The following is a 24,721-nucleotide window of genomic DNA, read 5'->3' as shown; positions in this document are numbered from 1 at the left end:
GGCCGCGTCCCAGCCGCCAACACCGAGGAACCATGACCACCAAGGGGTCAACCTTCGGACGCCGCCAGGGGGTCAGTTTTCAGCTGCCGTTGACAGCCGTCGAGGACTTCCTGTATGACGTGACGCCATCGGAGGGCCGAGCGGGACGCTCATGGTGGCAGCGCGACTGGTCCGGCATTGGACACGCTGGTCGCGGGCGAGACCATGGCTGCGGGCGGACGGATTGCGGCTGCCGCGGTGAATCAGATCCGTGCCCCAATTGTGGGCCGTCCTCGTGTGACTGTCTCTGTTGCCTCGGCGATGTCGACCTCGTGGTCTACACCCGCTTCGGGGAGACCCGCGTTGTCCCGGTTGAGATCCACAATCCGCGCCGGAGAGAGCGCGAAGTGGAGGTGGAGCTGAGCGAGTTCACGACGCGCGGTGGCAAGCCCGCGGGAGTCACCGCTCAGGTCAGCGGAGCCGGCAAGGTGGTGCTCGGGCCATGCGCGACGCACGAACTGATCATTGTGACTCGCGTTGGGCCCGTCGACCAGCGTGATGTCGACGTTCTCGAGCGCGATGCTACCGATCGCGTGCCTGACGTCGATGATTGCGTCGTTGCTGTCGCCGACCTGCGAATCGTCGGATGCGACATGCGACCGGTGCGGATCGCCGTGGCGATCCTGCCGCGTCGGTGCGACGCGTACGAGGTCGCCTGTCAGCACGAATGCTGTTGACATGCCGCTGCAAGGCGGGCTCGGCCGACTGATCGAAGAGTTGGCCGGCGAGGCGCTCAACAGCCACCTGCGCAACGTGCGGTCCCATGGCCAGCTGCGTCGTCGCATTGCTGATGGTGAGCTGTCCGAACGCGAGGTCAACGAGGCGTACAGCAGATACGCGCGGGAGAATGCCAGCGCGTACCGCAAGGCTGCAGCCGACCTCACGATTCGCTACTACGAGGAGCTGTCCGAGCTTGGCGCCCGATACAGCCACGACTTCTATCGGGAGGTCTTGGCCAGTGGAGCCGACGACGATCCGCAGCCCCCTCGCGCACATCCGCCTGCCCGCGCAGAACCGTCCGGGGACGGCGCGGTCGAGCGTGTGGCCATCGAGCTGCACGGTCGATCAGGCCACGAGATCGTCGCTCGCTTCACGGTCGAGAACACCGATCCGACGCCGACGACGGTGGAGTTCAACTTCGAGCTGTGCCGAGCCCCGCACGGTGAATCATTCCACGCCCCGATCACGGTTCAGCCGACACGCCTCGAGCTCGCGCCCGGCGCGAACGCCGACGTCCTCCTGCGTGTGGCGTTGATGCCGTCGGTCTTCCTGCCTGGACTCATCTACCACCAGCCCATCCACGCGGTCGGGGGAAAGCCCCTCACCCTCGACGTGACCTTGTGGGTGGAGCTCGAGGACGACTTGCCCGCATCCACTCCGGTTGTAGACGTATCCGGGCCGACGGCCGCGCCGCCCGCCAAAGCTCCGGCCAGACGTCGGTCTGCGAACGCCGATGGTCGGGCACCAGCCCCGAAGAATAGCGCGACGGAGGCCTCGGTGGAGAAGCAGCCGACTCCCACAAAGGTGGCGAAAGCAGGCACGAGCCGTGCCGGCTCCGCGCGGCAGCGGCCGGGTGAACACTGATCTATGGGGCGTTCGCGTACCGATCTTCATTATCCACTTGCTGCCAGCGGTACGGCTGGGTCGACGTTCTCGCGGAGCTGCGCGTCGCACGGTCCGCGCTCAATCGGGCGATTGGTGCGCTCGAGAAAGCCGAAGATAAGCGTGGACCCCGAAATCGAGCTGGGTCGAGGCAGCGTCGCCGCGCTGGACGACTTCGACATGTCGGTCTTCCGCGCCGCCGCCACCGAAGTCATCCACGAACGTGTGCAGTGAGTGTCCTCACGGAGGGACGCCGGCGTGGCTCCTCTCGCCCGCATGCCCTGTGCTACTACGCAGACGAGTTCCCGGCCAATGACCGTAGTCCACACAAAACGAGTAGTCCAGGGCCGTTGCGCGTCAGTGAGCCACGCAACTGACTCGACCTTCGAGGTCGGGACCATTCATCCGCCAGTAAAGCGTTTGAGAAGGTAGCCGTTGCTTCGCGTATCGACGGTTACCTGGTCACTACCGATATTCCGTTTAGGTCGCCAACAAACAGGTCATAATCGTGGCCTCGGCGAGCTCGTCCTCGGCGAGACCTTTGTTGATCAGCGAGATGCGGGCAACCAGCTTGCCCCGGACATGGCGCTGCGTCCCGGGCCGCCAGGTCTTGCCGCTCGCAGCGCCGAATGTGGCAGTTGACTCGTCGCGAGCAGCGGATGATCCCGCTCCGTCGCGTTCACTGTCGAGACCGCGGTCGCTGCCGCGCGGAGATCGGTATGAGCAGTCGGGCCCACGCTTGCCACGTGCGGCTGCATGCCAGCCGTCGCACCGCGATGCTGGATTCAGCTCCGTCACAGCTCCGTGAGACATCGGCAAGCGCTGATCAGCGTCGAACACCGTTGAGTCATAAAGTCACAGGTCAGAGGCCCACTTCGGGCCTCCGCGACCAGGTGCCGTGAGGCTGGAAGAGATCTACACCATCTTCCAGGGCAGCTCGGAATCTGGAGCCTGTCCATTGGCGGCGCTGGTTCGGACGCGGAGCTACATGATTCGTGCATCTCGGGGGTCTCCGACTGATCAGAGGTCGATTGTCCAGTTGCAGTCGGGGCTGGTGAGGGCGTTGCGGTCTGGGGCGAGTTCGACGGTCAGGGTGTGGAGTGGGAACTGACCGGCGGCGGTCCACCTGGCTAGGACGCGTTCCAGGTCGTCCCAAAGCCGTCGTGGTCCGCTTTGGTGGACGGTGTTGGTTTCGCTGTCGGCGCGTGCCCAGGATCCGTCGGCTGCTAGGAGCCACACGAGCTGGCTGCCGTCGTCGCGGGTTGCGGAGCGGTTCTCGATGTCGGGGCTGTCGAGTTCGTACAGGCAACGCAGCTGCCAGTCGTCCCAGAGATCGGGCAGTGGGCCAGTCAGTTGACGGGTCTCGTCGCCTGGCTGGTCGCGGGCGGCGTCGTACACGTGGTCAAGGCGTGCTGCGTAGTCGGTTTCGCGGCGGGTGCGCATGAAGGTGGCGGGATCTGGCTGGACGCGCCCGCGGACTACTCCGTCGGTGTGCTTCTCGGCGCTGATCAGGAGTGAGGTGCCGGTGATGGTGGTGACAATCTTGCCGCCGGGGCGGAGGGCCTCGAGCCATGCCGACGGGATTGGACGCACGGAGACGGTAGCCATGATGCGGTCGTAGTCGGTGTCCGGCAGTGAGCCGGTGGCGTCTGCGACCTCGATGCGGGGTGTTCGGCCGAAGGCGGCGAGGCGTGAGCGGGCAGCGTCGACGAGGTACGGGTCCACGTCGATGCTGGTCACCTGCTTGTCGCTGAGGCGGTGTGCGAGGAGGGCGGCGGAGTAGCCGGAGCCGGTGCCGACGTCGAGCACCCGGTCTTGCTCGTCGGGGTCGAGCAGGTGGAGCATGCGCACGATCAACCCGGGCAAGGTCGAGGACGATGTCGGGAGACCCGTCGGGCGATCGGATAGGTCGGCGCCGTCCGCGTGGAGTGAGCCCACGCGGGTCACCAGCGTCTCGTCGGCGTAGACCTCCGCCCATGGGTGATCTGGGTGGGGTGTGTGGAGTCCCCAGGCGAATGGGTAGCTGTCGGGGATCGGCTCCCACCACCTCGGCACCAGTTGGTGCCGAGGTGTGGAGCTGACCGAGTCGTGCCACTCCGGTGCGGCGGCCGTTACCTCGTCGGCGAGCTTGCGAGCGGCGTCGGTCCAGTCGGTCACGGAGTCAGTTGTCCTTTCCTTGGAGGGCATCGGCCATTGCTTCGATCATCGGGACGCCGGCCTTGACCGCGAGCCAGTGCCATTGGCCGTTCGGGTTCACTTCGAAGAACACCCATCGACCGTCCGGGGTCACGGCGAAGTCGAGCGCTCCGAAGAACAGGCCGAGCTCGTCCATGAGCAGCCGGACACTCTTCTCGACGTCAACCGGAAGTTCGATCGGACCGTAGGTGAGGGATGGGTAGTCCGTTCGCCAGTCCAGTCTGGCAGCCGCGCTTCCAGCGTGGATTGCGACCGGGAACATCCGCTGCCCGATCACGGTGAGGCGTACCTCGCATTGCTTGGGCACTCGCTCCTGAAACAGATGGGCAGTGCCGGTGACGCCCGCGTCGATCTCGTCGGCGCGGAGCACGGTGGTCGGTAGGTATCGATGACGCCGTTGCGCCGTGAGTACGCCGCCGCTGAGGCCTTTGTAGATGACCTCGTCGGCGCCGATGAACTCGCGGGCATGATCAGGATCCGAGGTGATGATCGTCCGCGGTACGTCGAGGCCGACACGTGCGGCCACGGCTAGCTGAACAGGCTTGTAGTTGGCCGCCGAATCCCTCGCCGGGTGATTGATCCATCGCACTGGAAGCGACCCCAGTACGCCCAGGACACCGACGCGCGCCTCGGACACGGCGAACGCCCGCGCCTCGTCCGGCCAGTCGACCGGAACGTTGAACTCGGCCGGCCGTCGCCACCACACGGCACTGATCGTCTGGAGGTCGATCGATCGCTCAGCGGACAGGTGCCCTTCCCAGCCGTGCCGCCCGAGGGCGACCGCTACACGGGACGCCTGGGGGAAGTCGGAGGTGTCGTACCGGACGACTGACGCCTTGCGCCGGGCCAGTTCATCGACGACGGCGTCCGCGGTGAGGTCGTCACGACCGGTCAGCACCAAGACGATGCCCATGGTCAGTAGTAGTCGGTCGAAGTGTCCGATCCTGGCCGTTGGCCGTCGGGGATCGGCGTTTCGGTGTTGGTCTCCGGCAGCGCGGCGGCGATCGCGTGGTACGGGTTACCGGTCGCGGACACGTTGAGCTGAAGGTTGGCGCTGTAGGTCATCGGTAGTTCCATCGGTGCCTGGTCCGGCCCAGATGCCAGGTGACGGACACCGAAGGGAACTGCGGTCACGTCGTTGCTCATGGTCTGTCTCCATTGCCAGTAGGGGTTTGGAACGGCCGGCCCAGGACGGACTCTCTATCTCGTCCCGCGCCGGCCGGCTTGGTGGGTTGCAGCGTCGGCGATCCGCTGACACTGCAGGTGTCGGCCTGGTAGGCCACGGATCCGAAGGGTGATGACGTGCGCGTACTGCTCTGCGAGTGCCGTCGGGGCGATGTGCTCCTCGATCAGGTGATCGCCCAGCCACAGCTGCACGCGCCACAGTTCCTGCTCGGTCATCGAACTTATGGGTCGCTCAGGCTGGGCAGTCGGAGTCGAGCCACGCCACGACGGTCGAACCGTTGTGACCGTGTACCGCGAGGAGGGCATCGAGGCCGTAGTCCCAGACGACGGTGGTGGCCCACTTTCCGCGCCACCGCAGCGCCACGGTCCCGTCGGACCACTCCACGCCTTCTGCAACATCTCCGGTGCCGCTGACGCCGGTGACGTCGACCCTGCGACGTAGGACGAACCGGCGTGGGCTCGCGATGCTTCTGGCCGAGCGGTCGAGCTGTGCATCGACGTCCATTCGAATTCCCTTCGAGGTCCTTGGTCTCCATCGAAGGCCCTCTGGCTGCGGAACGTAAGGAAAGAGTGACTACCTGTCGATGGGCGCGAACCGGAAATTTCCGGGCAGAACGCTGTCGGCCGGTGACTGGCCGTACATATCGTGGGGCTGTGGAGGGCAACCAGATCCTGAAGGCGCGCATGGCCGACGTCGGCTTGACCCAGGCCGAGCTGGCCGAGGCGGTCAACGCCGACCTGAGGCGTGCGGGATATGGAGGCACTGTCAGCGATCGAACAGTCCGGAACTGGCTGACCGGGAAGACTCGCTGGCCACATCACCGCCAGCGCGACGCACTCGCCGCAGTCTTCGGTCGTCCGATCACGGATCTCGGATTCGTCGCTCCGGCCGAGTCGGAGGCAGTTCCAAGGCGCCGGTTCATCGGTACATCCGCGGCAACGGTCATGGTCGCCGCCGGAGCATCAAGCCCGCGCGCTGCCCAGTCACGGGTCGGTGCTGGTGACGTCGAGCGGCTGCTCTCCAAGTTCGCGCTGATCGTCGCGAGTGACCATCAGTACGGCGGCAAGCTCACCATCGAAACCCAGGCCTCCGCGCTCGCCGGCGAAGCCCTCGCCCTGCAGGCACGGGGGACCGCGAGTCAGCGCATCCGAAGCGCCCTCTACGGCTGCGCAGCCTCGTTCACGTCGAGTGCGATGTGGGCCGCCATCGACGGGCGCCGGTTCGATACCGCGCAACGACATTTCGATCGCGCAGCAGGCCTCGCCACTATGTCAGGCGATCCGGCGATCCAATTCAGGATCTGGTCCCACGCTGGCAGCCTCTACCGCCATATGGCGAGGCCTGTTGATGCGTTGGCCGCCAACGATGTCGCGCGTCGGTTGCCGATCGCGAGACGAGATCCGATGTTCGCTTCCCTTGGCCATGCAAGACATGCCGCGATCCTTGGGCAGACCGGCGACCATCGCGCCGTACGTCAGGCCGTCGCGCACGCCGAAGACGCCCTCGCCAGATCCGAACCGGACGAAGAGCGGCCACTGTGGCTGAACGCCTTCTACGACCAGGCCGAGTTGGAGAACCTCGCTCTGGCCGGCTACCTGGCACTCGGCGACTACGAGGTGGCTGAGGGCCATGCTCATCGGAGCCTCGCTCTTCTGCGGCCTGGTATGCGGCGTACGCGATCGATAACGACTGCACGACTGGCCAAGGCTCAGCTCGGGCAAGGCGATGTGGAGGAGGCGGTTGCCACTGCCATGTCGATTCCGATCGAGCCGACCGGGTTGCATCCGCGGATCAACTCGATGCTCCAAGACTTCGGCAGCACACTGCGGATCGCTGCACCATCCAGCCACCCGGCAACCGCCTGGGACCATTACGAACACGACTCACTGAGGAAGCATCTGTGACCCCTGACGGTATTGCGCTGCGCCACTCCACCGTGATCGACGACGTGTGGAGCACGTTGATCGAGGTGTATGCCGACGTACGTGCGGATCAACTTCACCTTCCGAACTACTCGGTCGAGCGATTCGGAGAACAGCTTGCCCGGCACGGATCCGATCCCGGCTGGGAAGTTGTCATCGGCTACGACGCGGCCGAACCGGTGGGGTTCGCGTACGCGAACACGCTCACGCCTGACGACCGCTGGTGGCGCCGCATGACCACTCCGCTTCCCGACGGCTGCTCTCAAACCCCGACCGTGGCGGTGAAAGAGATCATGCTTCGCAAGCCGTGGCGGGGCCAGGGGATCGCCCGGCTGATTCACGATGAGCTGCTCCGTGAGCGTCCGGAGGGGCAGGTCTCGTTGCTCGTCAACGCGCTGAACGGCGACGGGAAGGTGAAGGCGCTCTACGAGTCGTGGGGCTACGAGGCGATCAGTACCCAGCAGCCGTCGGTCGACGGCCCCGTCCTGACTGCCATGCTCCGGCCAACTCGTCCAGCATCCCGGTCTGCAGGTTGACGCCGAGATCATGTAGATCTCAGCCAACGTCAAGGGGCGGGCTGAGGCGTTGCCGGAGTTCGATCGCGGGAAGCTGCACGGGTTGAGGTGCTGAGTCGATCGATGAAGACTCAACTGCACGTCTGACTCTCCACACGGCGCAACGCTCGCGATCCCGCAGAATGACGTCCCCGATCCGGGCACACTTCTTGCATTCGAGGCGTTTCGGCGATCTGCAACGAGTATGTCGGCGTGTTCGGTGGCCGGACTATGAACGATTTTGGACGACCACCCAGTCCGCTCGGGCATGATATGACCGCGCGCCACTACGTCCGCGAGCGCTGCGGCGGCGTCTCCACCGCAGTCAGAATCCGACCTCAGGCTCTCTGGCCGTCGTGGAGGTAGGCGACTGTCTTGGACTCGTCTGCCAGTAGGGCCGCTTGGAGACGGAGCCATACGTAGGGCCGGAGGCGTTGTTGCGCGCCGTGCGGCGTGAGGAACTCGTATCGTGCCAGTTCGTCGCGGTTCGGTCTGAGGTGGGAGATCTGTTCGGGAGTGAGGTGGCCGGCGTCGAAGATGAACATCAAGGAGTCGTCCCAGGGGCCGTGAGGTGATACCCAGTCGATGCAAAGCAGCGTCAGTTGGCTTGTCGGCAACTCGAGGTTCAGCTCTTCGTTCAGCTCTCGGACGAGACCAGCCACGGGTGGCTCGTTCGCCTCGACCATGCCTCCGGGCAGATCCCAGTCGGGCTTGTAGTCGGGATCGACGAGGAGGATGCGGCCGTTGTTGTCGCGGAGGATTGCGTCTGCTCCAACCCGCTTTCTTGCCTGTTTCGCGTTCCCTTCGGCGAGGTGTTCTTGCCAGGCTTCGGGGTCGCGTCGGTACAGCGGTTCGTCTGCGCTCATCGCGCTTGCACCTCTGATTCGACGACGTCCGAGGCGATCCATTGCTGGAGCCAGGTTCGCTGGCGCACGGTGTCCGAGACGAGCTCTCTGGTTTCGCTGACCGTGGGCGAGTAGGCGTAGGTCGCGAGTTGGTCGCGGATCTCATTGAGTTGGTGGACAACAAGCTGGGATCCGAGTGATTGGGTCGACTCGATGACGTCCCGCGTGATGCGACACGCCTCCTCAGTCTCACCTTGTTCGATCAGAGAAGCGATCAGGAAGAGCTGTCCGAACGCGTGGCTGCGGGTGTGGCTGGACGGTCGGAGTTCGAGGACGATTTGTGCCTGTTCTTGGGCTGATACCGGGTTTCCGAGTTGCCGCATGCAGCGCGCTGCCTCACTTGCGAGGCTTGCGCGGTCGAAGTGGCTGACCCAATCGGACGGCGGTTCTGCGTGGGTTCCATCCAGTGCGGCTGCGGCTTGTCCCAGGAGCGTACGGGTCTCCTGATCGTCGCCGAGGGCGGCTCGTCCTCTGGCTTTCATTGCCAGAAGGCGAGCAGCTAACTCGGGATTCCGGGGTCCTTCGGCGAGTGCGTCTTGGCCGGCTTGGGCGAAGTGGATGGCGCCGTGCGGGTCGGCTCGATGGTGCGCGAGGTGGCTGAGACTGGCGAGTACGTGGACGCCGAGCTGGCGGTCCTGGCCGGCCTTGGAGAGGTGGAAGGCGCGCAGGAAGTGGCTGTACGCGCGGTCGTCGCGGCCCGCGTCGTGAGCCATCCAGCCGGCCATCTCGGTCAACCCCGCAGCCGCCGTGAAGACGGCTGGGTCTTCGACCACTAGGTCGCCGCCGAACAGCCGCGGGCCCACCTGAGTGTGCAGGTACTTGACCACGGCGGCGTACAGGTGGCCGCCACCGACTTGCCGGTCAGCGGACCGGAAGGCCTGCATTGCGAGTACGTCGGATCCTTCACTGCGCTTCGACAATGTGGCGGTAGGCGCGTGTCCTTGCGGGCGCTGCTCGGCGGAAGGCGGGGGAGTCGGCCCGGTTCGAATGGCCTCTGGCTCAGAAATCGGTCCCGGGGTTTCGAGGGCTTCCAGTCGTGCCGCGAAGCGTGACCTCGCGTCCTCGGTCGCTTCCGCGAGGAGCGTGTCGAGACCTTCCTGGTTGATCGGTCTCGGGCGGATGTTGGTTCCGCCGGCTTCCCAGCGGGAGACCATGCGCTCGCTCACGCCGATCCGTTGGGCGAACTCGCGAATGCTCAGGCGCTGCGACTCGCGCAGCGCCCTTACCTCGCGGCCGGACCAGGCCTGGACCATCACGCCCTCAGTCTCCCATCGTCCGATCTACGCATCTACCTGAGCCTCGCCGTGCAGGTTCGGCGGAAGTTCAGTGCTGCGTCAGTGCCAGTCCATGGTGCGTGCTGTGCGGTCCGCTCGACGCTTGTCCGTGTCGAGCAACAGCCAGACCGGGCACTGAACACCAACGGAGTTAGAGACAGATGCGAGTGGCCTTCGGGTACTTCAAGAAGCACTTCCTGATGAGCGATCCCGAGATCGCCGCGCGTCGGCAAGCGATCGTCGACTGCGCAGGATCGAACGAGTACGTGCTCATTGCCATGTTCATCGATGAGCTGGACGGTGCGCCAGAAGCGCTGCTCAAGGCGTTCGCTGCCGTGATGGAGGTCGACGACGGCGTTCTGATCCTCCCGAACCTGCATCACCTCGCGTCGGTGGGAAACCCGATCGCGATTCGCCAGCACCTCCTCGCCAGCGACGTCGAAGTCGTTCTGTCGGAGGTTCCCAAGCAGGCGGGGCGGGTGTGCTGAGAGGGGTTCCCTCCTCAATGGCCCCTTCACTCCGCGCCCGTTCCGCCCTCCATCAGAGCCTCGCCGCTGGATCTCCTCACGGATCACGGTCGAGGGTCTGAGCCCGGTTCGGTTGGTGCTGACACCTCTCAGCGCCAACCGAATCGGTGCGCAAACACTCGCAACGTTTCGCAGCGCTTCCCGATTGCCAGTTCTTTGGTGCCAGCGAGCATTGAACGTGCATGGCGGATGGTCGAGAGGTTCAGCGGGAACGGCGTGAGTCGTGGGTCGGAGTGAAGACACCGGCTCGGGCGCCTGTGCTTTATCCACAGGCTGCGCGTGTGCTTCGGCGGGTCATCATTCGGCTGGCAAGGTCGCGGCGTGGAACCGACCAGAGGTCTCGACGGGAGGAGGACGCATCGTGAGTGGGGCGGACGAGTGGGCGACCTTGGATGACCTGCTTGGGATGGAGGCGTTGGCGGATCGGCCCGGGGGTGGGGGCGGGATCGGTCAGCTGGCGTTCTACGGGCGTTGCTCCACAGAGGACAACCAGGATCCGAGGTCATCGCTGGCGTGGCAGTTGGGTGAAGCCGCGCGGTTCGTCGAGCCGCTCGGTGGCGAGATCGTGGAGGAGTTCTTCGATATTGGACAGTCGCGGTCGTTGCCTTGGGAGCGGCGTGACGAGTCGAGCCGGGTGCTCCAGGAGCTGAAGAATCCCCGACGCGGCTGGGACGGACTCGTGGTGGGGGAGGCGACGAGGTGCTGGTACGGCAACCAGTTCAGCTTGACCTGGCCGAAGTTCCATCGGTATGGCGTGTCGCTGTGGATCCCGAGTCTCGGTGGGCAGTTCGATCCTGAGAACACCGTGCACGACATGGCGATGACCATCACGGGTGGGTTGTCGAAGTCAGAGCGTCAGCATGTCCAGCGGCGGGTCCGGGCGGCGATGGCGGCGCAGGTCGTGACCGATGGGCGGTACCAAGGCGGCAGAGCCCCGTACGGATATGTCGTTGTCGACGCCGGTCCGCATCCGAATCCCCGGAAGGCGCAAGAGGGCTACCGGCTCCGAGTGCTTGCCATCGACAACGAGGCGGCAGCAGTTGTCGAGCGCATCTTCCAGCTCTACCTCGACGGTCTGGGGCTGAAATCGATCGCCGAGACGCTGAACGTCGAAGCCATCCCGTGTCCTTCGGCGCATACGCCTCAGCAGAACCGACATCGCAGAGGCGACGGATGGCAGCACACCACTGTCAAGGCGATCCTCGAGAATCCGCGGTACACCGGCTTCGCGATCTACGGGCGGTGGCAGAAGGTCGAGGAACTGCTGGATCCGGAGGACGTGGCTGCGGGCCATGTGGTGCGCTTCCGGCGATCGCCGCAGTCGAAGATCGTGCGTTCGCGGGAGCCTGCTCACCAGGCGATCGTGTCTGTCGAAACTTTCACGCGGGTCCAGCTGGAGTTGCGTGTACGTCGAGGAAGCGGGCCGGCGGATCAGGCGAAGCGTGAGCGGACACGGGTGACGGCAGCGCGCGTATACCGGCTCCGCGCTCGTGTGAGGTGTGAGTTGTGCGGACGGAAGATGCAGGGGGCGGCGCGGAAGCACGCAGTCTTCTACCGGTGCAGCGCGCGGACTTTGGTCCCGGGTTCGCCGGTGGCAGATCTCCATCCCGCCAGCGTGTACCTCCGCGAGGACCTCCTGACCCGGAAGGTGAACGCCTGGATCGCGACGCTGTTCGACCCGGAGCATCTCGACGAGACTGCGGAAGCGCTGGCGGCTGCCGACGATGATCACGAGTTGGCATCAGTTGCGACCAGGCTGGCGCAGAGGGTCGCGACAGCCGAGGCGGCGATGGCGCGGTTGCGGCGGGCGCTCGAGGCCGGCTGGGATCCGGCGGCGTTGACGGAGCAGTACAACGCGGCGGTGGCGGAGAAGCGGTCCGCGGAGGCCGAGCTCAGCGCGGTGAAGGTGCCGGAGTCGGTATCGGCCCAAGACATCCGGAAGATGGTCCAAGAGCTGGGCGACATGACGGCGGCACTCGACGAGGCCGACGCGAGCGACATGCGAGCGCTCTATGAAGCGCTGGGTCTGCAAGTGAGCTACAACCACGAGACCAGATCGGCCGAAGTCGCTATGAGCCCCGCTCTGCGTGGCTTTAGCGTTGGTGTCCGAGGGGGGACTTGAACCCCCACGCCCCGCGAAGGGCACTAGCACCTCAAGCTAGCGCGTCTGCCTATTCCGCCACCCGGACGAGTGGTCTTGCCGCCGTAGCGACGCTGACCGGAGAACAGTAGCAAAGTCCACGGGTGGAATTCACATCGGGGCTCAGCGGGCTGACTTGGGGGCGTTCGAGGGGTAGTTTGAAATTCAAGGGTCGGCCGGGAGGAGGGTCGGATGAACGCGTGGAACGCGATGACGTTCGAGGGCAAGGACACCATCCTGGGGGTGGTTCGCCGGGAGGCGGGGGAGTTCTTCGAGCTGGTCGACAGCGACGCGGTGTGGGAGGCGCCGACCGGGGCCGGGCATTGGCAGGTGCGGGACGTGGTGGCGCACATCGCAGACACCACCGAGGCGTACTTCGTCGCCTTCGACGCGGCCCGGTCGCACACCGAGGTGCCGGCGGCGTACGGGCTGCCGGGGATGGCCGAGCGGGTCGACAAGCAGGCGCTGGCGCTGCGCGACGTACCGCGGGCCGAGCTGGTCGAGCGGCTCCGGGGTGACTTCGACAAGATGATGGAGATCTTCGACGCGCTCGGGCCGGACGAGTGGGGCGGGTTCAACGTGCCGCACTTCTACATGGGCCCGGTGCCGGCGTTCTTCTACCCGGCCTTCCAGTTGATGGACTACGGGGTCCATTCGTGGGACGTGCGGCAGGGGACCGGCCGGGCGCACGGGCTGACGGGTGAGGCGGCCGACCTGCTGGTGCCGTTCATGTTCGTGGTGTGGCAGGGGACCGCGGGTACGACGGAACCGGGCGAGCTCGGCATCCGGATCACCAGCGGCCCGAATGCCGGCGACACCCGGGTCCGCGTAGGCCCGGACGGGATGACCTACGAGCAACCGGCGGACGTCGGTGACTTGTCCACCGTCATCGAGTTCGACCCGGGTAGTTTCGTGCTGACCGCGTTCGGGCGGAGCAACTCCGGCACGATCCGCGGTGAGCGGGCGATCGCCGACCGCTATCTCAACCTGTTCTTCCGGATCTGAGGGGGAGTATGACGGACATCGACCTGCCGGCGATCGAGGCCGAGCGCGACCGGATCAGAACGACGTACCTGACCGAAGACGGGACGAGTTCCGCGCGCGGGCTGCACCACGTGGCGCTGCTGTGCGCGGACGTCGAGCGGACGGTGCAGTTCTACCAGGGCGTGCTCGAGTTCCCGCTCACCGAGATCGTCGGCAACCGGGACTACGAGGGCTCGAACCACTTCTTCTTCGACATCGGCAACGGCAACCTGCTGGCGTTCTTCGACTTCCCGGGCCTGGACCTCGGTCCGTACGCCGAGGTGCTTGGCGGACTGCACCACCTGGCCATCTCGGTGGAGCCGGACCAGTGGGCGCGGCTGAAGAAGAACCTGGACGAGGCCGGCGTCGAGTACCTCGAGGAGAGCGGTACGTCGATCTACTTCCGCGACCCCGACGGCGCGCGCGTCGAACTGATCGCCGATCCCCTGGGGGAGATGTACGGACTCAAGGTCCTCTGAGCAACCGCGCGGCCTGCCGGGCCCTCCGCAACGGCTCAGGAGTACGGCGTCCGGCGATGAACCGACTCACCACCTCGACCGCGGTGGTGAGGTCGGTCCGCCAGCCGGAGTGCACGACGAGCGGCCGAGTGCCGCGCCGGGTGCGCAGCCACGTCGCGACATGGTCCGGACCGATGAACAGCGGCGCCGTCGCGGCCGGCTCGTCGTCCGGCAGGTCGCCGGAGGCGGTTAGCGGGCGGTGAGTCACGCCCACCGTCGGCAGATCCAGTACGGCGCCCAACTGCACCGCCAGCCCGCACCGGCGCGGGTGATCACGCCCGGTCGCGTCCAGCAGGAGTACGTCGGGTTGCGGCGCCAGGCGTCGTACGACGTCCTCCAGCAGAGGACCGAGGCGGAGAGCCAGCAAACCAGGCACGTAGGACGCCGAGGCGTGCCCCGGAACCAGGCATCGTCCGACAACGCTGCCCTGGTCCATGACGACCGCAGCACCCCAAGCCCGGTCGCCCGCTGACCCAGTGCCGGACAGGCCGCGAGCGAAGCAGACCCACGCTCCGCCGACCAGGCACGAGCGCTCGGGTGTCCATGGTGGAGGCGTAGCTCGGGCGAGGGTCTCCTGGGCCGAGATCAGCCCTGGCTCGTCAGTCGGCCAGGGCATCGAGGAACCAGTCCCGAGCGAGTACGGCGACCTGTTCGAGGGTGCCCGGTTCGGTGAAGAGGTGGGTGGCGCCGGCTACTACCTGGAGGTCGTTGGCGCACTGGAGTTGGCGTTGGGCGGTGCGGTTGTAGTCGAGGACCACGGTGTCGAGCTCGCCGACGATCAGCAGGGTGGGTGCCGTCACGGCGGCCAAACGTGGGCCGGCCAGGTCGACTCGGCCGCCGCGGGACACCACTGCGGCGACCGAGGTGGTGCCGGCGGCGGACCACAGGGCGGCGGCTCCGCCGGTGCTGGCGCCGAAGTAGGCGATCGGGCCGAAGCGGTCGCCCGCCCAGTCGTTGGCGCCGCTCAAGCGGTCGGCCAGGAGCGGGATGTCGAAGACGTTCCGGCGGTCGGCCGCCTCCGCGGTCGTCAGCAGGTCGAAGAGGAGGGTGGTGAGACCGGCTCGGTTGAGGACGTGGGCGACGTACTGGTTGCGCGGGCTCAGCCGGCTGCTGTCGCTGCCGTGGGCGAAGATCACCAGGCCGCTCGACCGCGCAGGCTCGGCGAGGTCGCCGGGGAGGGCGGCGCCCGACGACTCGATGGTCACCGGTGCGGTGGTCATTGCGAGTCCGGCGCCGGGTGTTCGACGAGCGCGATCACGCGGCTCGTGATGAAGCGGGCGGTGCGGATCGGTTTGCCGGTGCGGGTGACCTCGACGACCTCGGTGAGGTTGCGGGTGGTGTTGATCTCGACCCGGCGACCGGCCTTGGTGGCGGCGATCTCGTACGTCGACACCCCGTTGCCGGTGTCGATGACGACTTCCACCCAGTCACCCTTCACACAGTTCAGATACCCGGGACGTCGGCTGTCATGCCCGCGTGGGGGAGGATGGGCCCATGACTTCTCCGGGGACCAGCGAGCGTACGTCGTACACACCTGACGCCGAAGTGGTGGAGCTCTGCAGTGAGCTGATCCGGATCGACACCACGAACTACGGCAACGGGAAGAGCAACGGTGAGCGGGTCGCGGCGGAGTACGTCGCGGCGAAGCTGGACGAGGTCGGGATCGAGTCCACGATCTACGAGTCGGAGCCGGGCCGCGCGACCCTGGTCGCGCACTGGGAGGGCGAGGACTCCTCGGCCGACCCGCTGCTCGTGCACGGACACCTGGACGTCGTACCGGCGGACGCGAAGGACTGGAAGGTGGACCCGTTCGCCGGGGAGATCTTCGACGGGTGCGTGTGGGGCCGCGGCGCGGTCGACATGAAGGACTTCGACGCGATGGTGCTGTCCGTGGTCCGGGCCCGGCAGCGGGTCGGGGCGAAGCCGCGGCGGCCGGTCCGGCTGGTGTTCACCGCCGACGAGGAGGCCGGCGGCGTGTACGGCGCCCAGTGGCTGATCAACAACCACCCGGACACCGTCGCGGACTGCACCGAGGGGATCGGCGAGGTCGGCGGGTTCTCGGTCACCGTGAAGGACGACCTGCGGCTGTACCTGATCGAGACCGCGGAGAAGGGCATGAGCTGGATGCGGCTCAAGGCCCGCGGTACGGCGGGACACGGGTCGATGGTGAACAACGACAACGCGGTCACCCACCTGGTCGAGGCGGTGACCCGGATCGGCGCGCACGAGTGGCCGCTGCGGGTCACGCCGACGGTCCGGGAGTTCCTGAAGACGCTGGAGGACGTGCTCGAGGTCGAGCTCGACCCGGACGACATGACCGAGACGCTGGCGAAGCTGGGCAGCTTCAGCCGGATGTTCGGCGCCACCATCCGCAACACCGCGAACCCGACGATGCTGAACGCCGGCTACAAGGTGAACGTGATCCCCGGCGACGCCGAGGCGCACATCGACGGCCGGTTCCTGCCCGGGTTCGAGGACGAGTTCTTCGCCACCATGGACGAGCTCATCGGAGACAAGGTGCGGCGGGAGGCGGTGGTCGAGGACATCGCGCTGGAGACCGAGTTCAGCGGCGGCCTGGTCGAGGCGATGAAGGCGTGCCTGGCGGCCGAGGACCCGCAGAGCCGGACCGCGCCGCTGCTGATGTCGGGTGGCACGGACGCCAAGTCGTGGAGCCGGCTCGGCGTCCGGTGCTTCGGGTTCGTGCCGTTGCAGCTGCCGCCGGACCTGGACTTCATGGGCATGTTCCACGGCATCGACGAGCGCGTCCCGACCAGCGCCCTGGAGTTCGGCTCCCGGGTGCTCGACCGCTTCCTCGATCAGGCCTGAGCGTCAGCCGCGCAGCCGCGACGGCCGGTGGGTGATCTCCTCGATGTCCTGCGCCGCCGCGAGCACCAGGCGGTGGGACAGCTCGGACAGCGCCCGCGCGGCCGCCAGTTCGTCGCCGATCTGCGGCACCTCGACGTCGTTCGGGTGCCGGTACGCCGTACCGCGCCCGGCCAGCTGTTCCCCGTCGGTCCGGAGCTTGGCCTCGGCGTGCGTCGTCCGCTCGCCCTCGACCTCGTCGATCACGATGTCAACCGTCCACTGCCGCTTCGTCATGGCACCCACCTCGCGTTTCTAGCGTCGTCCCGCAGGCCGCAGCTCACAAGAGGTTGAGCGTGGTCCGGAGGCTCGGGAGGTACCGGATCAGGGTCTGCGGCGGAGTGGGCGTCGTGACGAGGGACAGGGTGAGGCGGTAGCGGAACGGGGCGGGGACCAGGCGCTCGCCGGAGCGGAGCTCGGTGGCGAGTGCGCTGCGGGGGACGAGGGCAAGCTGGGTACGGCGACGCGCCATGGCGACCGTGGTGCTGAGCGTGACGCCCCGGCGGGGGATCGCGCCGAGGGCGACCAGCCGGCTGTGGATGTCTTCGGCGCCGCGGTCGTACGTCGAGAAGGCGATCGGGCGGTCCTTCAGCGGTTGCTTGCCGCGGCCGGGTGGGCCGGCGCCGGGTGGGACGAACAGGACGAGCTCGTCGCGGCCGACGCGGCGGGCGACGGTGCCGCGGGGCAGTGTCATCTGGTCGGCGATCGCGATGAATGCGGCGTCCATGGTTCCCTCCGCGATCCGTTCGACCAGGAAGTGGCCGTGGTCGACCTGCTGCTCGATGTCCAGGTCGGGCAGGTCCGCGTCGAGCACCGGGAACAGGATCGGCGCGATGCTGGCGAAGGTGCCGATCACGAGCCGATGTCCGGCGGCGGCCGCGCGGGTGGCGGTGTAGGCCTCCTCGAGGTGGCCGAGGATGTGGTCGGCCCGGCGCCCGAGCTCCGCTCCCGCGGGCGTCGGCCGAGCACCGCGGGTGTCGCGCTCGAACAGCTTGGTGCCGCACATGCGCTCGAGCCGGGCCAGCCGCTGGGACGCGGAGGGCTGCGAGATGCGCAGCTCGCGGGCCGCTGTGCCGACCGCGCCGGTTCGTCCGATCGCCTGCACCAATCGCAGGTCGTCGACCGATGGTAATGAAGCCATAGGGACAGCCTATGGCAACCGCCAAGCGCTTGCCGACTACTCGGAGCACCCGAAAACCCCAAGAATCAAAGGTGTGAGAGCCCGAAGCGAAGCGCTCGCGTTGCTGGCCGGCGGCGGCGCGGCGGACCTTGCGCTTCGGTTCACGCAAGTGGCGTTGCCGCTGGTGGTTCTCCATGAGACGGGCTCGGTCGCTGCGACTGGGCTGGTCGGCGGCGCGTCCGGCGTACCTGTGTTGCTGTCGCCATGGTGGGCGAGGAAGGCACGGCAGTGGGTGGACTCGGGTCCACGGCTTGCGGTGGTTGCTGCCATCCAGGCGGTGGCTCTGGCGAGTGTGCCGACTGCCGCCATGCTAGGACTCCTCACACCCGGGTTGCTGGTCGTCAGTGGTCTGTTGCTCGGCTGCGGCGAGGCGCTGTCCAATCCGGGGCGGTCAGCGCTGCTGGCTGACACCGGAGACCGGTGGGGTGAGGGCAAGGCCGTCGTACTGCTGACCTGGCAGGACGGTCTGCGCAGGATCGGCATGATGGTCGGCCCGGTCATCGGCGCCTTTGCGGTGTCGACAGGCCTCACCAACGGGCTGCTGTGGGTGGAGGCCGTCGGTGTACTCGCAGCAGGGCTCCTGGCGTGCACAGTGAAGGCAGAGCGTGCTCCTGAGGGCATTGAGGCTCCGTCTATCCGGGCCAGTCTCAAGACGCGTCCGGACGTTCTCTACGGCTGGATTGTTCGGGGGACCGGCTGCGTGACGTGGTTCGCGTTCACGCTGGGGCTGTCGGTGATCGGTGCGCAGCGCGGCGAGCCCGGTGTCTACCTCGCGGCCGGCATGACCGGGTACGGCGTTGGCTCGGTGATCGGCACGACGATCTCACTGGCCGTCGTACGTCGAGTGCCGCCAGTACCGCTCGCGACCGGGGCGTGGGCCTTCATGGGGTTGTGCTGGGCCGGGATGGGACTGTGGACGCATCCGCCGGTCATTGCCGTGACGGGCGCACTTGCGGGCATCAGCGTGGTCCTCGGGATCGCCGCCATCTCGGTCCTGATCACGCGAACCTCGGTCGGCGCCGAGCGGCGGGCGTTGTTGTCGGGGCAGTCGGTCGTCGTGAACGCGGGGAGCTCGGCCGGGTTGCTCGCCGGCGGGCCGATCATCGCCGCGGCCGGCGCCGAGCACACGCTGATCGGCGCGGGCCTGCTGACCACCCTGGTCGCGCTGATAATCCTGGTGAAAGCGAGGCGGTCGCGGTGCGACACTGCCGAGCATGTCCGAGATCGTCATCACCACTCTGGCCGAGCGGCCTGAGGTCACCAGCTGGCTGGGCGACTTCTGGAACGTCTGGCCGCAGTTCATGCTGCAGGACCTGGTCGCCGACGCGCTGCTCGGTGGGGTGCCTGAGGAGTTCGCCGACCAGTGCCTGATCGCGACCGAGGACGGCGAACTCGTCGCGCACTCGCGCAGCATCCCGTTCGCATTCCCGCTCGAGGACCGCCCGGAGCTGCCGTCGCGGGGGTGGGACCAGGTGCTGACGTGGGGCTTCGAGGACCTCCGCCGCGGCCGCGAGACCACCGTGTCGAGCGCGCTGGAGATCGTGATCAGGCCGAGCCACCTCGGCCGCGGGCTGTCCTACCGGATGCTGGCGGCGATGCGCGACGCGGTGAAGGCGAAGGGCCACACCACGCTGTACGCGCCGGTCCGCCCGAACGGCAAGACCGACGCCCGGATGCCGATGAGCGAGTACGTCGACCAGACTCGGGACGACGGCCTCCCCGTCGACCCGTGGCTGCGGGTCCACGTGAAGGCCGGCGGCAAGATCGTCAAGGTCGCCTCGACCTCGATGCTCATCGCCGGCTCCCTGGCGGAGTGGCGCGAGTGGACCGGCCTGCCGTTCGACCAGCCCGGCGAGGTGATCGTCCCCAAGGCACTCGTCCCAGTCCTGGCCGACGTGGAGCACGACTACGCCGTCTATGTAGAACCCAACGTCTGGGTCCAGCACGACCTCTGAAACCCCAACTAGTTGGGGTGCCCAGGCCGCTCGGCGCGCCGCAGCATCAGAGGCATGAGTACGACGGAACGCAACAAGACCATCGTCCGCGACCTGATCGACGGACTGTTCAGCAAAGGCGACCTCGGCGCGGTCGACACCTACCTCGCCGAGGACTTCGTCAACCACGACCCGCCGTTCGGGGTCACGCCGGACCGCGACGGGATGCGGGTCGCCGGCGCCATAATGCGGGACGCCTTCCCCGACTGGCACAGCGAACTGCACCAACTCGTTGCCGAGGGCGACATCGTGGTGGAGCGGTTCACAGCGAGCGGGACGCATCGGGGTGAGGTGATGGGCGTCGCACCGACCGGCCAGGAGGTCAGTCTGCGCGGGATCAACATCTTCCGGCTGCGCGACGACCTGGTCGTCGAACGCTGGGGGCGGCTCGACGAACTCGGTTTCCTCCGGCAATTAGGCCGTGCCTGATGGTCCATCGCCTACTGCGCGGCACTCGGCACGGCATCTCGCCGCACTGGAGCAAAGACCACGATGAACCACATCGAGGCCTTCACTCCAGCACGCCGAGCTACCGCACCGAGCACCTGCTCGCTACGGCGCTGGACCATCAGGCACGACCTGGGCGTCGTACCGGATCAGCCGTAGCATCGCGAGCATGGGGGCGGCGGATCGCCTGGAAGTGCTGATCCAGCGGTGTTATGCGGGGCTGGACGCGGATCAGTTGCGGTCCGAGACGCTGATCCGGCTGCGGACGCTGATGACGATCGACGCCGCGTTCTTCGCGACGGTGGACCCGGCAACTGTGCTGTTCACGTCCGCGAGTGCGGACGAGCCGCTGACCAGCGTGACCGAGCAGTTCCTGGCGAACGAGTTCGGGCAGGACGACGTCAACAAGTTCGCCGCGCTCGCCGCCGGGCCCGACCCGGTGAGCTCGCTCGGTCACGCCACGAACGGGGAGTGGCCGAGCAGCGCCCGGTACGGCGAGGTGATGCGGCCGATCGGTCTCGGCGACGAGCTCCGGGCGGCGCTGGTCTCGAACGGGCGCTGCTGGGGCGTGATCTGCCTGCACCGGGAAGACGCCGACACCGGCTTCTCGGAGCAGGAGATCCAGCTGGTACGACGCCTTGGACCGCATCTCGCCGAGGGTCTGCGACGGAGCCTGCTCACCGCGGCCGTCGGGAGCGCCGAGGTCGGTCCCGGGGTGGTGGTTCTGAATTCGAAGCACGAGATCGTGTCGGTCAGCGCGGAGGCCGAGCACTGGATGGCTGAGCTGGAGCCGGAGCGCCGTACCGAGTTGCCGATGGCGGTGCGGGCTGCGGCGGTGCAGCTGGAACGGGTGCACGAGTTGCCGCAGGCTCCGGTGCTGAAGGTGCGGACCACGAGCGGCCGCTGGCTCGCGCTGCACGCGTCGACGCTGCGCGGCGCGGATGGGCAGCGGACGGCAGTCGTGATCGAGCCGGCCACGGCGGCGCAGCTCGGGTCGTTCCTGCTCGACCTCTACGGGCTGACCCCGGCTCAGCAACGGGTCACTGAGCTCCTGCTCAAGGGCTACTCGACCCGGCAGATCGTCGACCGGCTGTGTCTGTCGCAGTACACCGTGCAGGAGCACGTCCGGGCAGCCCTCGACAAGGTCGGTGTCGGCAGCCGCCGTGAGCTGGTGACGGTCTTGCTCAGAGGGTCCGCATGACGCGGATGATGCGGCGGCGGAGCCAGACTCGGCGGGTGCCGTCGGGGTAGCGGCGGAGGCGGGCCAGCTCCCAGCCGCCGTACTCGGCGTGCTCGGTCAGCAACCGGCGGACGGCGCCTCGCGACTCCGTCCTGGACACCTCGAACTGTTGCAGTTCGTATTCGGCCATCCGCACCTCCACCTGCTACGACACGTCCTCCAGCGCTGCGACGATCGCGGGTGGGAGGGTGAGCTCCTCCACACCCAGGATCGACTTGAGTTGCATCGCCGTCCGGGCCCCGACGATCGCCGCCGACACGCCCGGCCGGTCCCGCACCCAGGTGAGCGCCACCTCGAGCGGTGTCCAGCCGAGCCCGTCGGCGGCTCGTGCGACTGCCTCCACGATGCCCGAACCGCGGCCGTCGAGGTAGGGGTCGACGAATCTGGACAGATGCTGAGACGCCGCCCGCGAGTCCGCCGGGATCCCGGTGCGGTACTTCCCAGTCAACACACCACGGCCAAGCGGCGACCAGGCCAGGACACCGATCCCGAGCCCGCCGGCCGCCCGGATCGCGTCCGCCTCGGCGTCGCGGGCGAGCAGTGAGTACTCCACCTGGTTCGACACCGGGACCGCGCGACCGGGCCACGCCTGCTGCCAGGTGACGGCGCGGGCCGACTTCCAGCCTGCGTAGTTCGAGACGCCGACGTACCGGACCTTGCCCGAGCTCACCGCGTGGTCGAGCGCCGACAGCGTCTCCTCCAGCGGCACGTCGTCCGACCAGGTGTGCAGCTGCCAGAGGTCGATGTGGTCGACGTTCAGCCGGCGCAGCGAGCCCTCCAGGTCGCGCAGCAGGGCGCCGCGGGAGGTGTCGGTGATCCGCTCGCCGCGGCGGACGCTGAACCCGGCCTTGGTCGCGATCACCAGGTCGTCGCGGTCCACCACGTCGCCGAGCAGCGAGCCGATCAGTCGCTCGCTGTCACCGTCTCCGTACGCCGCCGCGGTGTCGATCAGGGTGCCACCGGCGGCCACGAACGCGGCGAGCTCCTCGCGCGCCTCGTGCTCGTCGGTGTCCCGCCCCCAGGACATGGTGCCGAGGCCGAGCCGGCTCACCGCCAGTCCACTGTGACCGAGATAGCGCTGCTGCATGTGCCGAGCCTATTGGCCGCCACCGACAACGGCTCGTTAGGCTCGCCTGTCATGCGACTCGGACTCAACATCGGCTTCGTCTTCGGTGGCGACGACCATCTGGATCATCTGAGGCTGGTGAAGGAGGCCGAACGGCTCGGTTTCTCGGTCACCTGGGCCGCGGAGGCGTACGGCTCGGACGCCGCCACGCTGCTGACCTGGATCGCCGCCCAGACCTCGACCATCGACGTCGGCGCCGCGGTCTTCCAGATCCCGGCCCGGACCCCGGCGATGACCGCGATGACCGCCGCCACCCTGGACCGGCTGTCCGGCGGCCGGTTCCGGCTCGGCCTCGGCGTGTCCGGCCCGCAGGTGTCCGAGGGCTGGCACGGCGTCCGGTTCGACAAGCCGCTGGCCCGCACCCGGGAGTACGTGGCGATTGTGAACGCGGCGATGCGACGTGAGACCGTGGCGTTCGAGGGCGAGCACTTCACCCTGCCGTTGCCCGGCGGCCCGGGCAAGCCGCTCAAGCTGTCCATCCACCCGCTCCGCGACCACGTTCCGGTGTACCTTGCCGCGGTCGGCCCGAAGAACCTCGAGCTGGCCGGCGAGATCGCCGACGGCTGGCTCGGCATCCTGAACGACCCCGCCTATCTGGGAGAGCAGTTGAAGCACATCGCGACGGGCCGCGAGGCTCGTTCGGAAGGGCTCGACGGGTTCGACGTCGTCGCGTCCGTGCCGGTGATGACCGGTGACGATCTGCAGGTCGCGGCCGACCCGATCCGTGGGTACGCCGCTCTCTACATCGGCGGCATGGGCAGCCGGGAGAAGAACTTCTACAACGCCCTGGCGATCCGGATGGGGTACGCCGAGGAGGCCAAGCGGATCCAGGACCTGTACCTGGCCAAGCAGCACCGCGACGCGATGGCCGCCGTACCGCACGGCTTCATCGACTCGATCTCGCTGCTCGGCGGCAAGGAGCGGATGGCCGAGAAGCTCACCGCGTACGCCGAGGCCGGGGCGACCACGGTCGCGCTGACCCCGTTCGCGCCGACCGTCGAGCAGCGGATCGCCGACCTGCGCACGGTAGCCGAGGCCCTCGAGCTCGCCGGGGTCGGTGAGTAGGTGTCCATCTGGGAAGCCATCATCCTGGGCATCGTCGAGGGGCTCACCGAGTTCCTCCCGGTGTCAAGCACCGGGCACCTCACCATCGCCTCGAAGATGCTCGGCCAGCAGATCGACGACCCGGCGATCACCGCGTTCACCGCGGTGATCCAGTTCGGCGCGATCGCGGCCGTGGTGCTGTTCATGTGGAAGGACATCCGGACGTACGCCGTCGCCTGGTTCAAGGGCCTGCGGCACCCCGAGTACCGCGGCGAGTTCGACCACCGGATGGGCTGGTTCGTCATCGTCGGCTCCCTCCCGATCTGCATCGTCGGGTACCTTGGCCGGGAGATCATCTCCGGTCCGCTGCGCAGCATGTGGTGGGTCGCGGCGTCGCTGATCGGCTGGTCCTTCGTGATGGTCGCCGCCGAGCGGCTGAGCAGCAAGTCCCGGCCGCTCACCCGCATCACCCTGATCGACGCGGTCATCATGGGCATCATCCAGTGCCTGGCCCTGATCCCCGGTGTGTCCCGCTCGGGTGCGACCATCGCCGCCGGCCTGTTCTGCGGCCTGGACCGGGTCGCCGCGACGAAGATGGCGTTTTTGCTTGGCATCCCGGCCCTGGTCGGAGCCGCCGTCTTCGAGCTCCCACACGCCCTCGACGGCAGCGTCGGCATCGTGCCGGTCCTGGTCGGAACCGTGGTGAGCTTCGTCGTCGCCTATGCGTCCGTGGCGTGGCTGCTGAAGTTCGTCGCCAAGCACACGACGGAGATCTTCGCGTTCTACCGCCTCCTGGTAGGCATCGTGATCGTCATCCTCCTGGCCACGAGCACGATCACGGCCACCTGACGCGGGGGGCGCCGGGTGAGTGGGGACCGGACCGCCAGGCCATCACAATCCGCGGCGCACCGCGGTGCCCCGCTCGGTGCGCGGGCCGTGGGG

General features: G+C 67.5%; 29 protein-coding genes and 1 tRNA gene. 15 read left to right on the top strand and 15 right to left on the bottom strand.

All coding sequences use genetic code 11. The features are described 5' to 3' along the window. Nucleotides 1–311 precede the first annotated feature (311 nt). Both AB0H36_RS40235 and AB0H36_RS40230 read left to right on the top strand, forming a co-directional pair. The gene (locus AB0H36_RS40235) at nt 312–716 is read left to right on the top strand and encodes a hypothetical protein (RefSeq protein WP_360535943.1); all 405 of its coding nucleotides are present in this window, start codon (nt 312–314) and stop codon (nt 714–716) included. A gap of 1 nt (nt 717) precedes the next feature. After that, nucleotides 718–1,623 carry a hypothetical protein gene (locus tag AB0H36_RS40230; protein WP_360535941.1) on the top strand — a complete coding sequence of 302 codons (906 nt, stop codon included), beginning with the start codon at nt 718–720 and terminating at the stop codon, nt 1,621–1,623. Nucleotides 1,624–2,661: 1,038 nt separating this feature from the next. Here AB0H36_RS40230 and AB0H36_RS40225 read toward each other — a convergent pair. The 5 genes from AB0H36_RS40225 to AB0H36_RS40205 are packed head-to-tail and all read right to left on the bottom strand — an operon-like array spanning nt 2,662 to nt 5,527. Then, the gene (locus AB0H36_RS40225) at nt 2,662–3,798 is read right to left on the bottom strand and encodes a methyltransferase domain-containing protein (RefSeq protein ID WP_360535939.1); all 1,137 of its coding nucleotides are present in this window, start codon (nt 3,796–3,798) and stop codon (nt 2,662–2,664) included. 4 nt (nt 3,799–3,802) lie between these two features. Beyond that, nucleotides 3,803–4,750 carry an ATP-grasp ribosomal peptide maturase gene (tgmB, locus tag AB0H36_RS40220; protein WP_360535937.1) on the bottom strand — a complete coding sequence of 316 codons (948 nt, stop codon included), beginning with the start codon at nt 4,748–4,750 and terminating at the stop codon, nt 3,803–3,805. Nucleotides 4,751–4,752: 2 nt separating this feature from the next. Next, nucleotides 4,753–4,983: a putative ATP-grasp-modified RiPP gene (gene tgmA, locus AB0H36_RS40215; RefSeq protein WP_360535936.1), complete on the bottom strand. Its 231-nt coding sequence runs from the start codon at nt 4,981–4,983 to the stop codon at nt 4,753–4,755. Between the two features lie 54 nt (nt 4,984–5,037). After that, nucleotides 5,038–5,238, bottom strand: a complete 201-nt coding sequence (locus tag AB0H36_RS40210) for a hypothetical protein (protein ID WP_360535934.1) — start codon at nt 5,236–5,238, stop codon at nt 5,038–5,040. Nucleotides 5,239–5,254: 16 nt separating this feature from the next. Continuing rightward, the gene (locus AB0H36_RS40205; protein ID WP_360535932.1) at nt 5,255–5,527 is read right to left on the bottom strand and encodes a hypothetical protein; all 273 of its coding nucleotides are present in this window, start codon (nt 5,525–5,527) and stop codon (nt 5,255–5,257) included. A 20-nt stretch (nt 5,528–5,547) separates the two neighbouring features. On the opposite strand from AB0H36_RS40205, the gene AB0H36_RS40200 reads away from it, so the two are divergent. Next, nucleotides 5,548–6,927, top strand: coding sequence for a helix-turn-helix transcriptional regulator (locus AB0H36_RS40200; RefSeq protein WP_360535930.1), 1,380 nt, complete (start codon nt 5,548–5,550; stop codon nt 6,925–6,927). Further along, nucleotides 6,924–7,481 (top strand): GNAT family N-acetyltransferase, encoded by a 558-nt coding sequence (locus AB0H36_RS40195; RefSeq protein WP_360535928.1) that lies wholly within the window; start codon nt 6,924–6,926, stop codon nt 7,479–7,481. The genes AB0H36_RS40200 and AB0H36_RS40195 overlap by 4 nt, the downstream gene beginning before the upstream one ends. Before the next feature lie 356 nt (nt 7,482–7,837). On the opposite strand, the gene AB0H36_RS40190 is transcribed toward AB0H36_RS40195, so the two are convergent. Both AB0H36_RS40190 and AB0H36_RS40185 read right to left on the bottom strand, forming a co-directional pair. Then, complete coding sequence (locus AB0H36_RS40190; protein WP_360535926.1) at nt 7,838–8,365, bottom strand: NUDIX hydrolase; 528 nt, start codon at nt 8,363–8,365, stop codon at nt 7,838–7,840. Further along, nucleotides 8,362–9,657 (bottom strand): helix-turn-helix transcriptional regulator, encoded by a 1,296-nt coding sequence (locus tag AB0H36_RS40185; protein ID WP_360535945.1) that lies wholly within the window; start codon nt 9,655–9,657, stop codon nt 8,362–8,364. The genes AB0H36_RS40190 and AB0H36_RS40185 overlap by 4 nt, the downstream gene beginning before the upstream one ends. Nucleotides 9,658–9,878: 221 nt before the next feature. Between AB0H36_RS40185 and AB0H36_RS40180 the strand changes: the two genes are divergently transcribed. Continuing rightward, nucleotides 9,879–10,166, top strand: coding sequence for a hypothetical protein (locus AB0H36_RS40180; protein ID WP_360535924.1), 288 nt, complete (start codon nt 9,879–9,881; stop codon nt 10,164–10,166). 262 nt (nt 10,167–10,428) lie between these two features. Next, nucleotides 10,429–12,327 (top strand): recombinase family protein, encoded by a 1,899-nt coding sequence (locus AB0H36_RS40175; RefSeq protein ID WP_360535922.1) that lies wholly within the window; start codon nt 10,429–10,431, stop codon nt 12,325–12,327. Here the strand turns inward: AB0H36_RS40175 and AB0H36_RS40170 are convergent. Then, a tRNA-Leu gene (locus tag AB0H36_RS40170) sits at nt 12,306–12,394 on the bottom strand. The two genes, AB0H36_RS40175 and AB0H36_RS40170, sit on opposite strands and share 22 nt — an antisense overlap. A gap of 143 nt (nt 12,395–12,537) precedes the next feature. Between AB0H36_RS40170 and AB0H36_RS40165 the strand changes: the two genes are divergently transcribed. Both AB0H36_RS40165 and AB0H36_RS40160 read left to right on the top strand, forming a co-directional pair. Then, on the top strand, nt 12,538–13,350 hold the full coding sequence (locus AB0H36_RS40165; protein WP_360535920.1) for a maleylpyruvate isomerase family mycothiol-dependent enzyme: 813 nt from the start codon (nt 12,538–12,540) through the stop codon (nt 13,348–13,350). A gap of 8 nt (nt 13,351–13,358) precedes the next feature. Continuing rightward, nucleotides 13,359–13,847 (top strand): VOC family protein, encoded by a 489-nt coding sequence (locus AB0H36_RS40160; protein WP_360535918.1) that lies wholly within the window; start codon nt 13,359–13,361, stop codon nt 13,845–13,847. Here the strand turns inward: AB0H36_RS40160 and AB0H36_RS40155 are convergent. From AB0H36_RS40155 to AB0H36_RS40145, 3 genes are read right to left on the bottom strand one after another with little or no spacing between them, the layout of a single operon-like run. Beyond that, entirely contained in the window at nt 13,834–14,502 is a 669-nt protein-coding gene (locus AB0H36_RS40155; protein ID WP_360535916.1) for an endonuclease V, read from the bottom strand. The genes AB0H36_RS40160 and AB0H36_RS40155 overlap by 14 nt on opposite strands. Then, entirely contained in the window at nt 14,486–15,106 is a 621-nt protein-coding gene (locus tag AB0H36_RS40150; RefSeq protein ID WP_360535914.1) for a hydrolase, read from the bottom strand. The genes AB0H36_RS40155 and AB0H36_RS40150 overlap by 17 nt, the downstream gene beginning before the upstream one ends. Continuing rightward, nucleotides 15,103–15,309: a hypothetical protein gene (locus tag AB0H36_RS40145; protein WP_360535912.1), complete on the bottom strand. Its 207-nt coding sequence runs from the start codon at nt 15,307–15,309 to the stop codon at nt 15,103–15,105. The genes AB0H36_RS40150 and AB0H36_RS40145 overlap by 4 nt, the downstream gene beginning before the upstream one ends. 71 nt (nt 15,310–15,380) lie before the next feature. Here AB0H36_RS40145 and AB0H36_RS40140 point away from each other — a divergent pair, with 71 nt between their 5' ends. Further along, nucleotides 15,381–16,712: a M20/M25/M40 family metallo-hydrolase gene (locus AB0H36_RS40140; RefSeq protein ID WP_360535910.1), complete on the top strand. Its 1,332-nt coding sequence runs from the start codon at nt 15,381–15,383 to the stop codon at nt 16,710–16,712. Nucleotides 16,713–16,715: 3 nt separating this feature from the next. Here AB0H36_RS40140 and AB0H36_RS40135 read toward each other — a convergent pair whose 3' ends face one another. Together AB0H36_RS40135 and AB0H36_RS40130 are read right to left on the bottom strand one after the other, a co-directional pair. Next, complete coding sequence (locus tag AB0H36_RS40135) at nt 16,716–16,985, bottom strand: DUF1876 domain-containing protein (protein WP_360535908.1); 270 nt, start codon at nt 16,983–16,985, stop codon at nt 16,716–16,718. A gap of 43 nt (nt 16,986–17,028) precedes the next feature. Beyond that, nucleotides 17,029–17,889: a LysR family transcriptional regulator gene (locus AB0H36_RS40130; protein WP_360535906.1), complete on the bottom strand. Its 861-nt coding sequence runs from the start codon at nt 17,887–17,889 to the stop codon at nt 17,029–17,031. A 73-nt stretch (nt 17,890–17,962) separates the two neighbouring features. Between AB0H36_RS40130 and AB0H36_RS40125 the strand changes: the two genes are divergently transcribed. From AB0H36_RS40125 to AB0H36_RS40110, 4 genes are all read left to right on the top strand, one after another. After that, complete coding sequence (locus AB0H36_RS40125) at nt 17,963–19,183, top strand: MFS transporter (protein ID WP_360535904.1); 1,221 nt, start codon at nt 17,963–17,965, stop codon at nt 19,181–19,183. After that, complete coding sequence (locus AB0H36_RS40120; protein ID WP_360535902.1) at nt 19,143–19,883, top strand: N-acetyltransferase; 741 nt, start codon at nt 19,143–19,145, stop codon at nt 19,881–19,883. The genes AB0H36_RS40125 and AB0H36_RS40120 overlap by 41 nt, the downstream gene beginning before the upstream one ends. A gap of 54 nt (nt 19,884–19,937) precedes the next feature. Beyond that, nucleotides 19,938–20,351 (top strand): ester cyclase, encoded by a 414-nt coding sequence (locus tag AB0H36_RS40115; RefSeq protein ID WP_360535900.1) that lies wholly within the window; start codon nt 19,938–19,940, stop codon nt 20,349–20,351. Between the two features lie 187 nt (nt 20,352–20,538). Continuing rightward, nucleotides 20,539–21,570: a LuxR C-terminal-related transcriptional regulator gene (locus tag AB0H36_RS40110; RefSeq protein ID WP_360535898.1), complete on the top strand. Its 1,032-nt coding sequence runs from the start codon at nt 20,539–20,541 to the stop codon at nt 21,568–21,570. On the opposite strand, the gene AB0H36_RS40105 is transcribed toward AB0H36_RS40110, so the two are convergent. Both AB0H36_RS40105 and AB0H36_RS40100 read right to left on the bottom strand, forming a co-directional pair. After that, nucleotides 21,554–21,739: a DUF5703 family protein gene (locus tag AB0H36_RS40105; RefSeq protein ID WP_130448421.1), complete on the bottom strand. Its 186-nt coding sequence runs from the start codon at nt 21,737–21,739 to the stop codon at nt 21,554–21,556. The genes AB0H36_RS40110 and AB0H36_RS40105 overlap by 17 nt on opposite strands. A 15-nt stretch (nt 21,740–21,754) precedes the next feature. After that, nucleotides 21,755–22,696 (bottom strand): aldo/keto reductase, encoded by a 942-nt coding sequence (locus AB0H36_RS40100; protein ID WP_360535896.1) that lies wholly within the window; start codon nt 22,694–22,696, stop codon nt 21,755–21,757. Between the two features lie 51 nt (nt 22,697–22,747). Here AB0H36_RS40100 and AB0H36_RS40095 point away from each other — a divergent pair, with 51 nt between their 5' ends. Continuing rightward, nucleotides 22,748–23,800: an LLM class F420-dependent oxidoreductase gene (locus AB0H36_RS40095; RefSeq protein ID WP_360535894.1), complete on the top strand. Its 1,053-nt coding sequence runs from the start codon at nt 22,748–22,750 to the stop codon at nt 23,798–23,800. Further along, complete coding sequence (locus AB0H36_RS40090; protein ID WP_360535892.1) at nt 23,801–24,628, top strand: undecaprenyl-diphosphate phosphatase; 828 nt, start codon at nt 23,801–23,803, stop codon at nt 24,626–24,628. The last annotated feature ends 93 nt before the right edge of the window (nt 24,629–24,721 follow it).

The sequence above is a fragment of the Kribbella sp. NPDC050820 genome (genome assembly GCF_040653975.1).
Taxonomy (GTDB): domain Bacteria; phylum Actinomycetota; class Actinomycetes; order Propionibacteriales; family Kribbellaceae; genus Kribbella.
Note: the sequence above shows the minus strand (reverse complement) of the source record. Positions and strands in the feature narration are given on the sequence as shown.

Coding starts and splice junctions, on each gene's coding strand:
- AB0H36_RS40130 (WP_360535906.1), bottom strand. CDS start 17,889: ATGGCTTCATTACCATCGGTCGACGACCTGCGATTGGTGCAGGCGATC.
- AB0H36_RS40150 (WP_360535914.1), bottom strand. CDS start 15,106: ATGACCACCGCACCGGTGACCATCGAGTCGTCGGGCGCCGCCCTCCCC.
- tgmA (WP_360535936.1), bottom strand. CDS start 4,983: ATGAGCAACGACGTGACCGCAGTTCCCTTCGGTGTCCGTCACCTGGCA.
- AB0H36_RS40210 (WP_360535934.1), bottom strand. CDS start 5,238: ATGACCGAGCAGGAACTGTGGCGCGTGCAGCTGTGGCTGGGCGATCAC.
- AB0H36_RS40165 (WP_360535920.1), top strand. CDS start 12,538: ATGAACGCGTGGAACGCGATGACGTTCGAGGGCAAGGACACCATCCTG.
- AB0H36_RS40135 (WP_360535908.1), bottom strand. CDS start 16,985: ATGACGAAGCGGCAGTGGACGGTTGACATCGTGATCGACGAGGTCGAG.
- tgmB (WP_360535937.1), bottom strand. CDS start 4,750: ATGGGCATCGTCTTGGTGCTGACCGGTCGTGACGACCTCACCGCGGAC.
- AB0H36_RS40110 (WP_360535898.1), top strand. CDS start 20,539: ATGGGGGCGGCGGATCGCCTGGAAGTGCTGATCCAGCGGTGTTATGCG.
- AB0H36_RS40180 (WP_360535924.1), top strand. CDS start 9,879: ATGAGCGATCCCGAGATCGCCGCGCGTCGGCAAGCGATCGTCGACTGC.
- AB0H36_RS40230 (WP_360535941.1), top strand. CDS start 718: ATGCCGCTGCAAGGCGGGCTCGGCCGACTGATCGAAGAGTTGGCCGGC.
- AB0H36_RS40205 (WP_360535932.1), bottom strand. CDS start 5,527: ATGGACGTCGATGCACAGCTCGACCGCTCGGCCAGAAGCATCGCGAGC.
- AB0H36_RS40140 (WP_360535910.1), top strand. CDS start 15,381: ATGACTTCTCCGGGGACCAGCGAGCGTACGTCGTACACACCTGACGCC.
- AB0H36_RS40095 (WP_360535894.1), top strand. CDS start 22,748: ATGCGACTCGGACTCAACATCGGCTTCGTCTTCGGTGGCGACGACCAT.
- AB0H36_RS40120 (WP_360535902.1), top strand. CDS start 19,143: ATGTCCGAGATCGTCATCACCACTCTGGCCGAGCGGCCTGAGGTCACC.
- AB0H36_RS40155 (WP_360535916.1), bottom strand. CDS start 14,502: ATGCCCTGGCCGACTGACGAGCCAGGGCTGATCTCGGCCCAGGAGACC.
- AB0H36_RS40105 (WP_130448421.1), bottom strand. CDS start 21,739: ATGGCCGAATACGAACTGCAACAGTTCGAGGTGTCCAGGACGGAGTCG.
- AB0H36_RS40100 (WP_360535896.1), bottom strand. CDS start 22,696: ATGCAGCAGCGCTATCTCGGTCACAGTGGACTGGCGGTGAGCCGGCTC.
- AB0H36_RS40160 (WP_360535918.1), top strand. CDS start 13,359: ATGACGGACATCGACCTGCCGGCGATCGAGGCCGAGCGCGACCGGATC.
- AB0H36_RS40190 (WP_360535926.1), bottom strand. CDS start 8,365: ATGAGCGCAGACGAACCGCTGTACCGACGCGACCCCGAAGCCTGGCAA.
- AB0H36_RS40185 (WP_360535945.1), bottom strand. CDS start 9,657: ATGGTCCAGGCCTGGTCCGGCCGCGAGGTAAGGGCGCTGCGCGAGTCG.
- AB0H36_RS40115 (WP_360535900.1), top strand. CDS start 19,938: ATGAGTACGACGGAACGCAACAAGACCATCGTCCGCGACCTGATCGAC.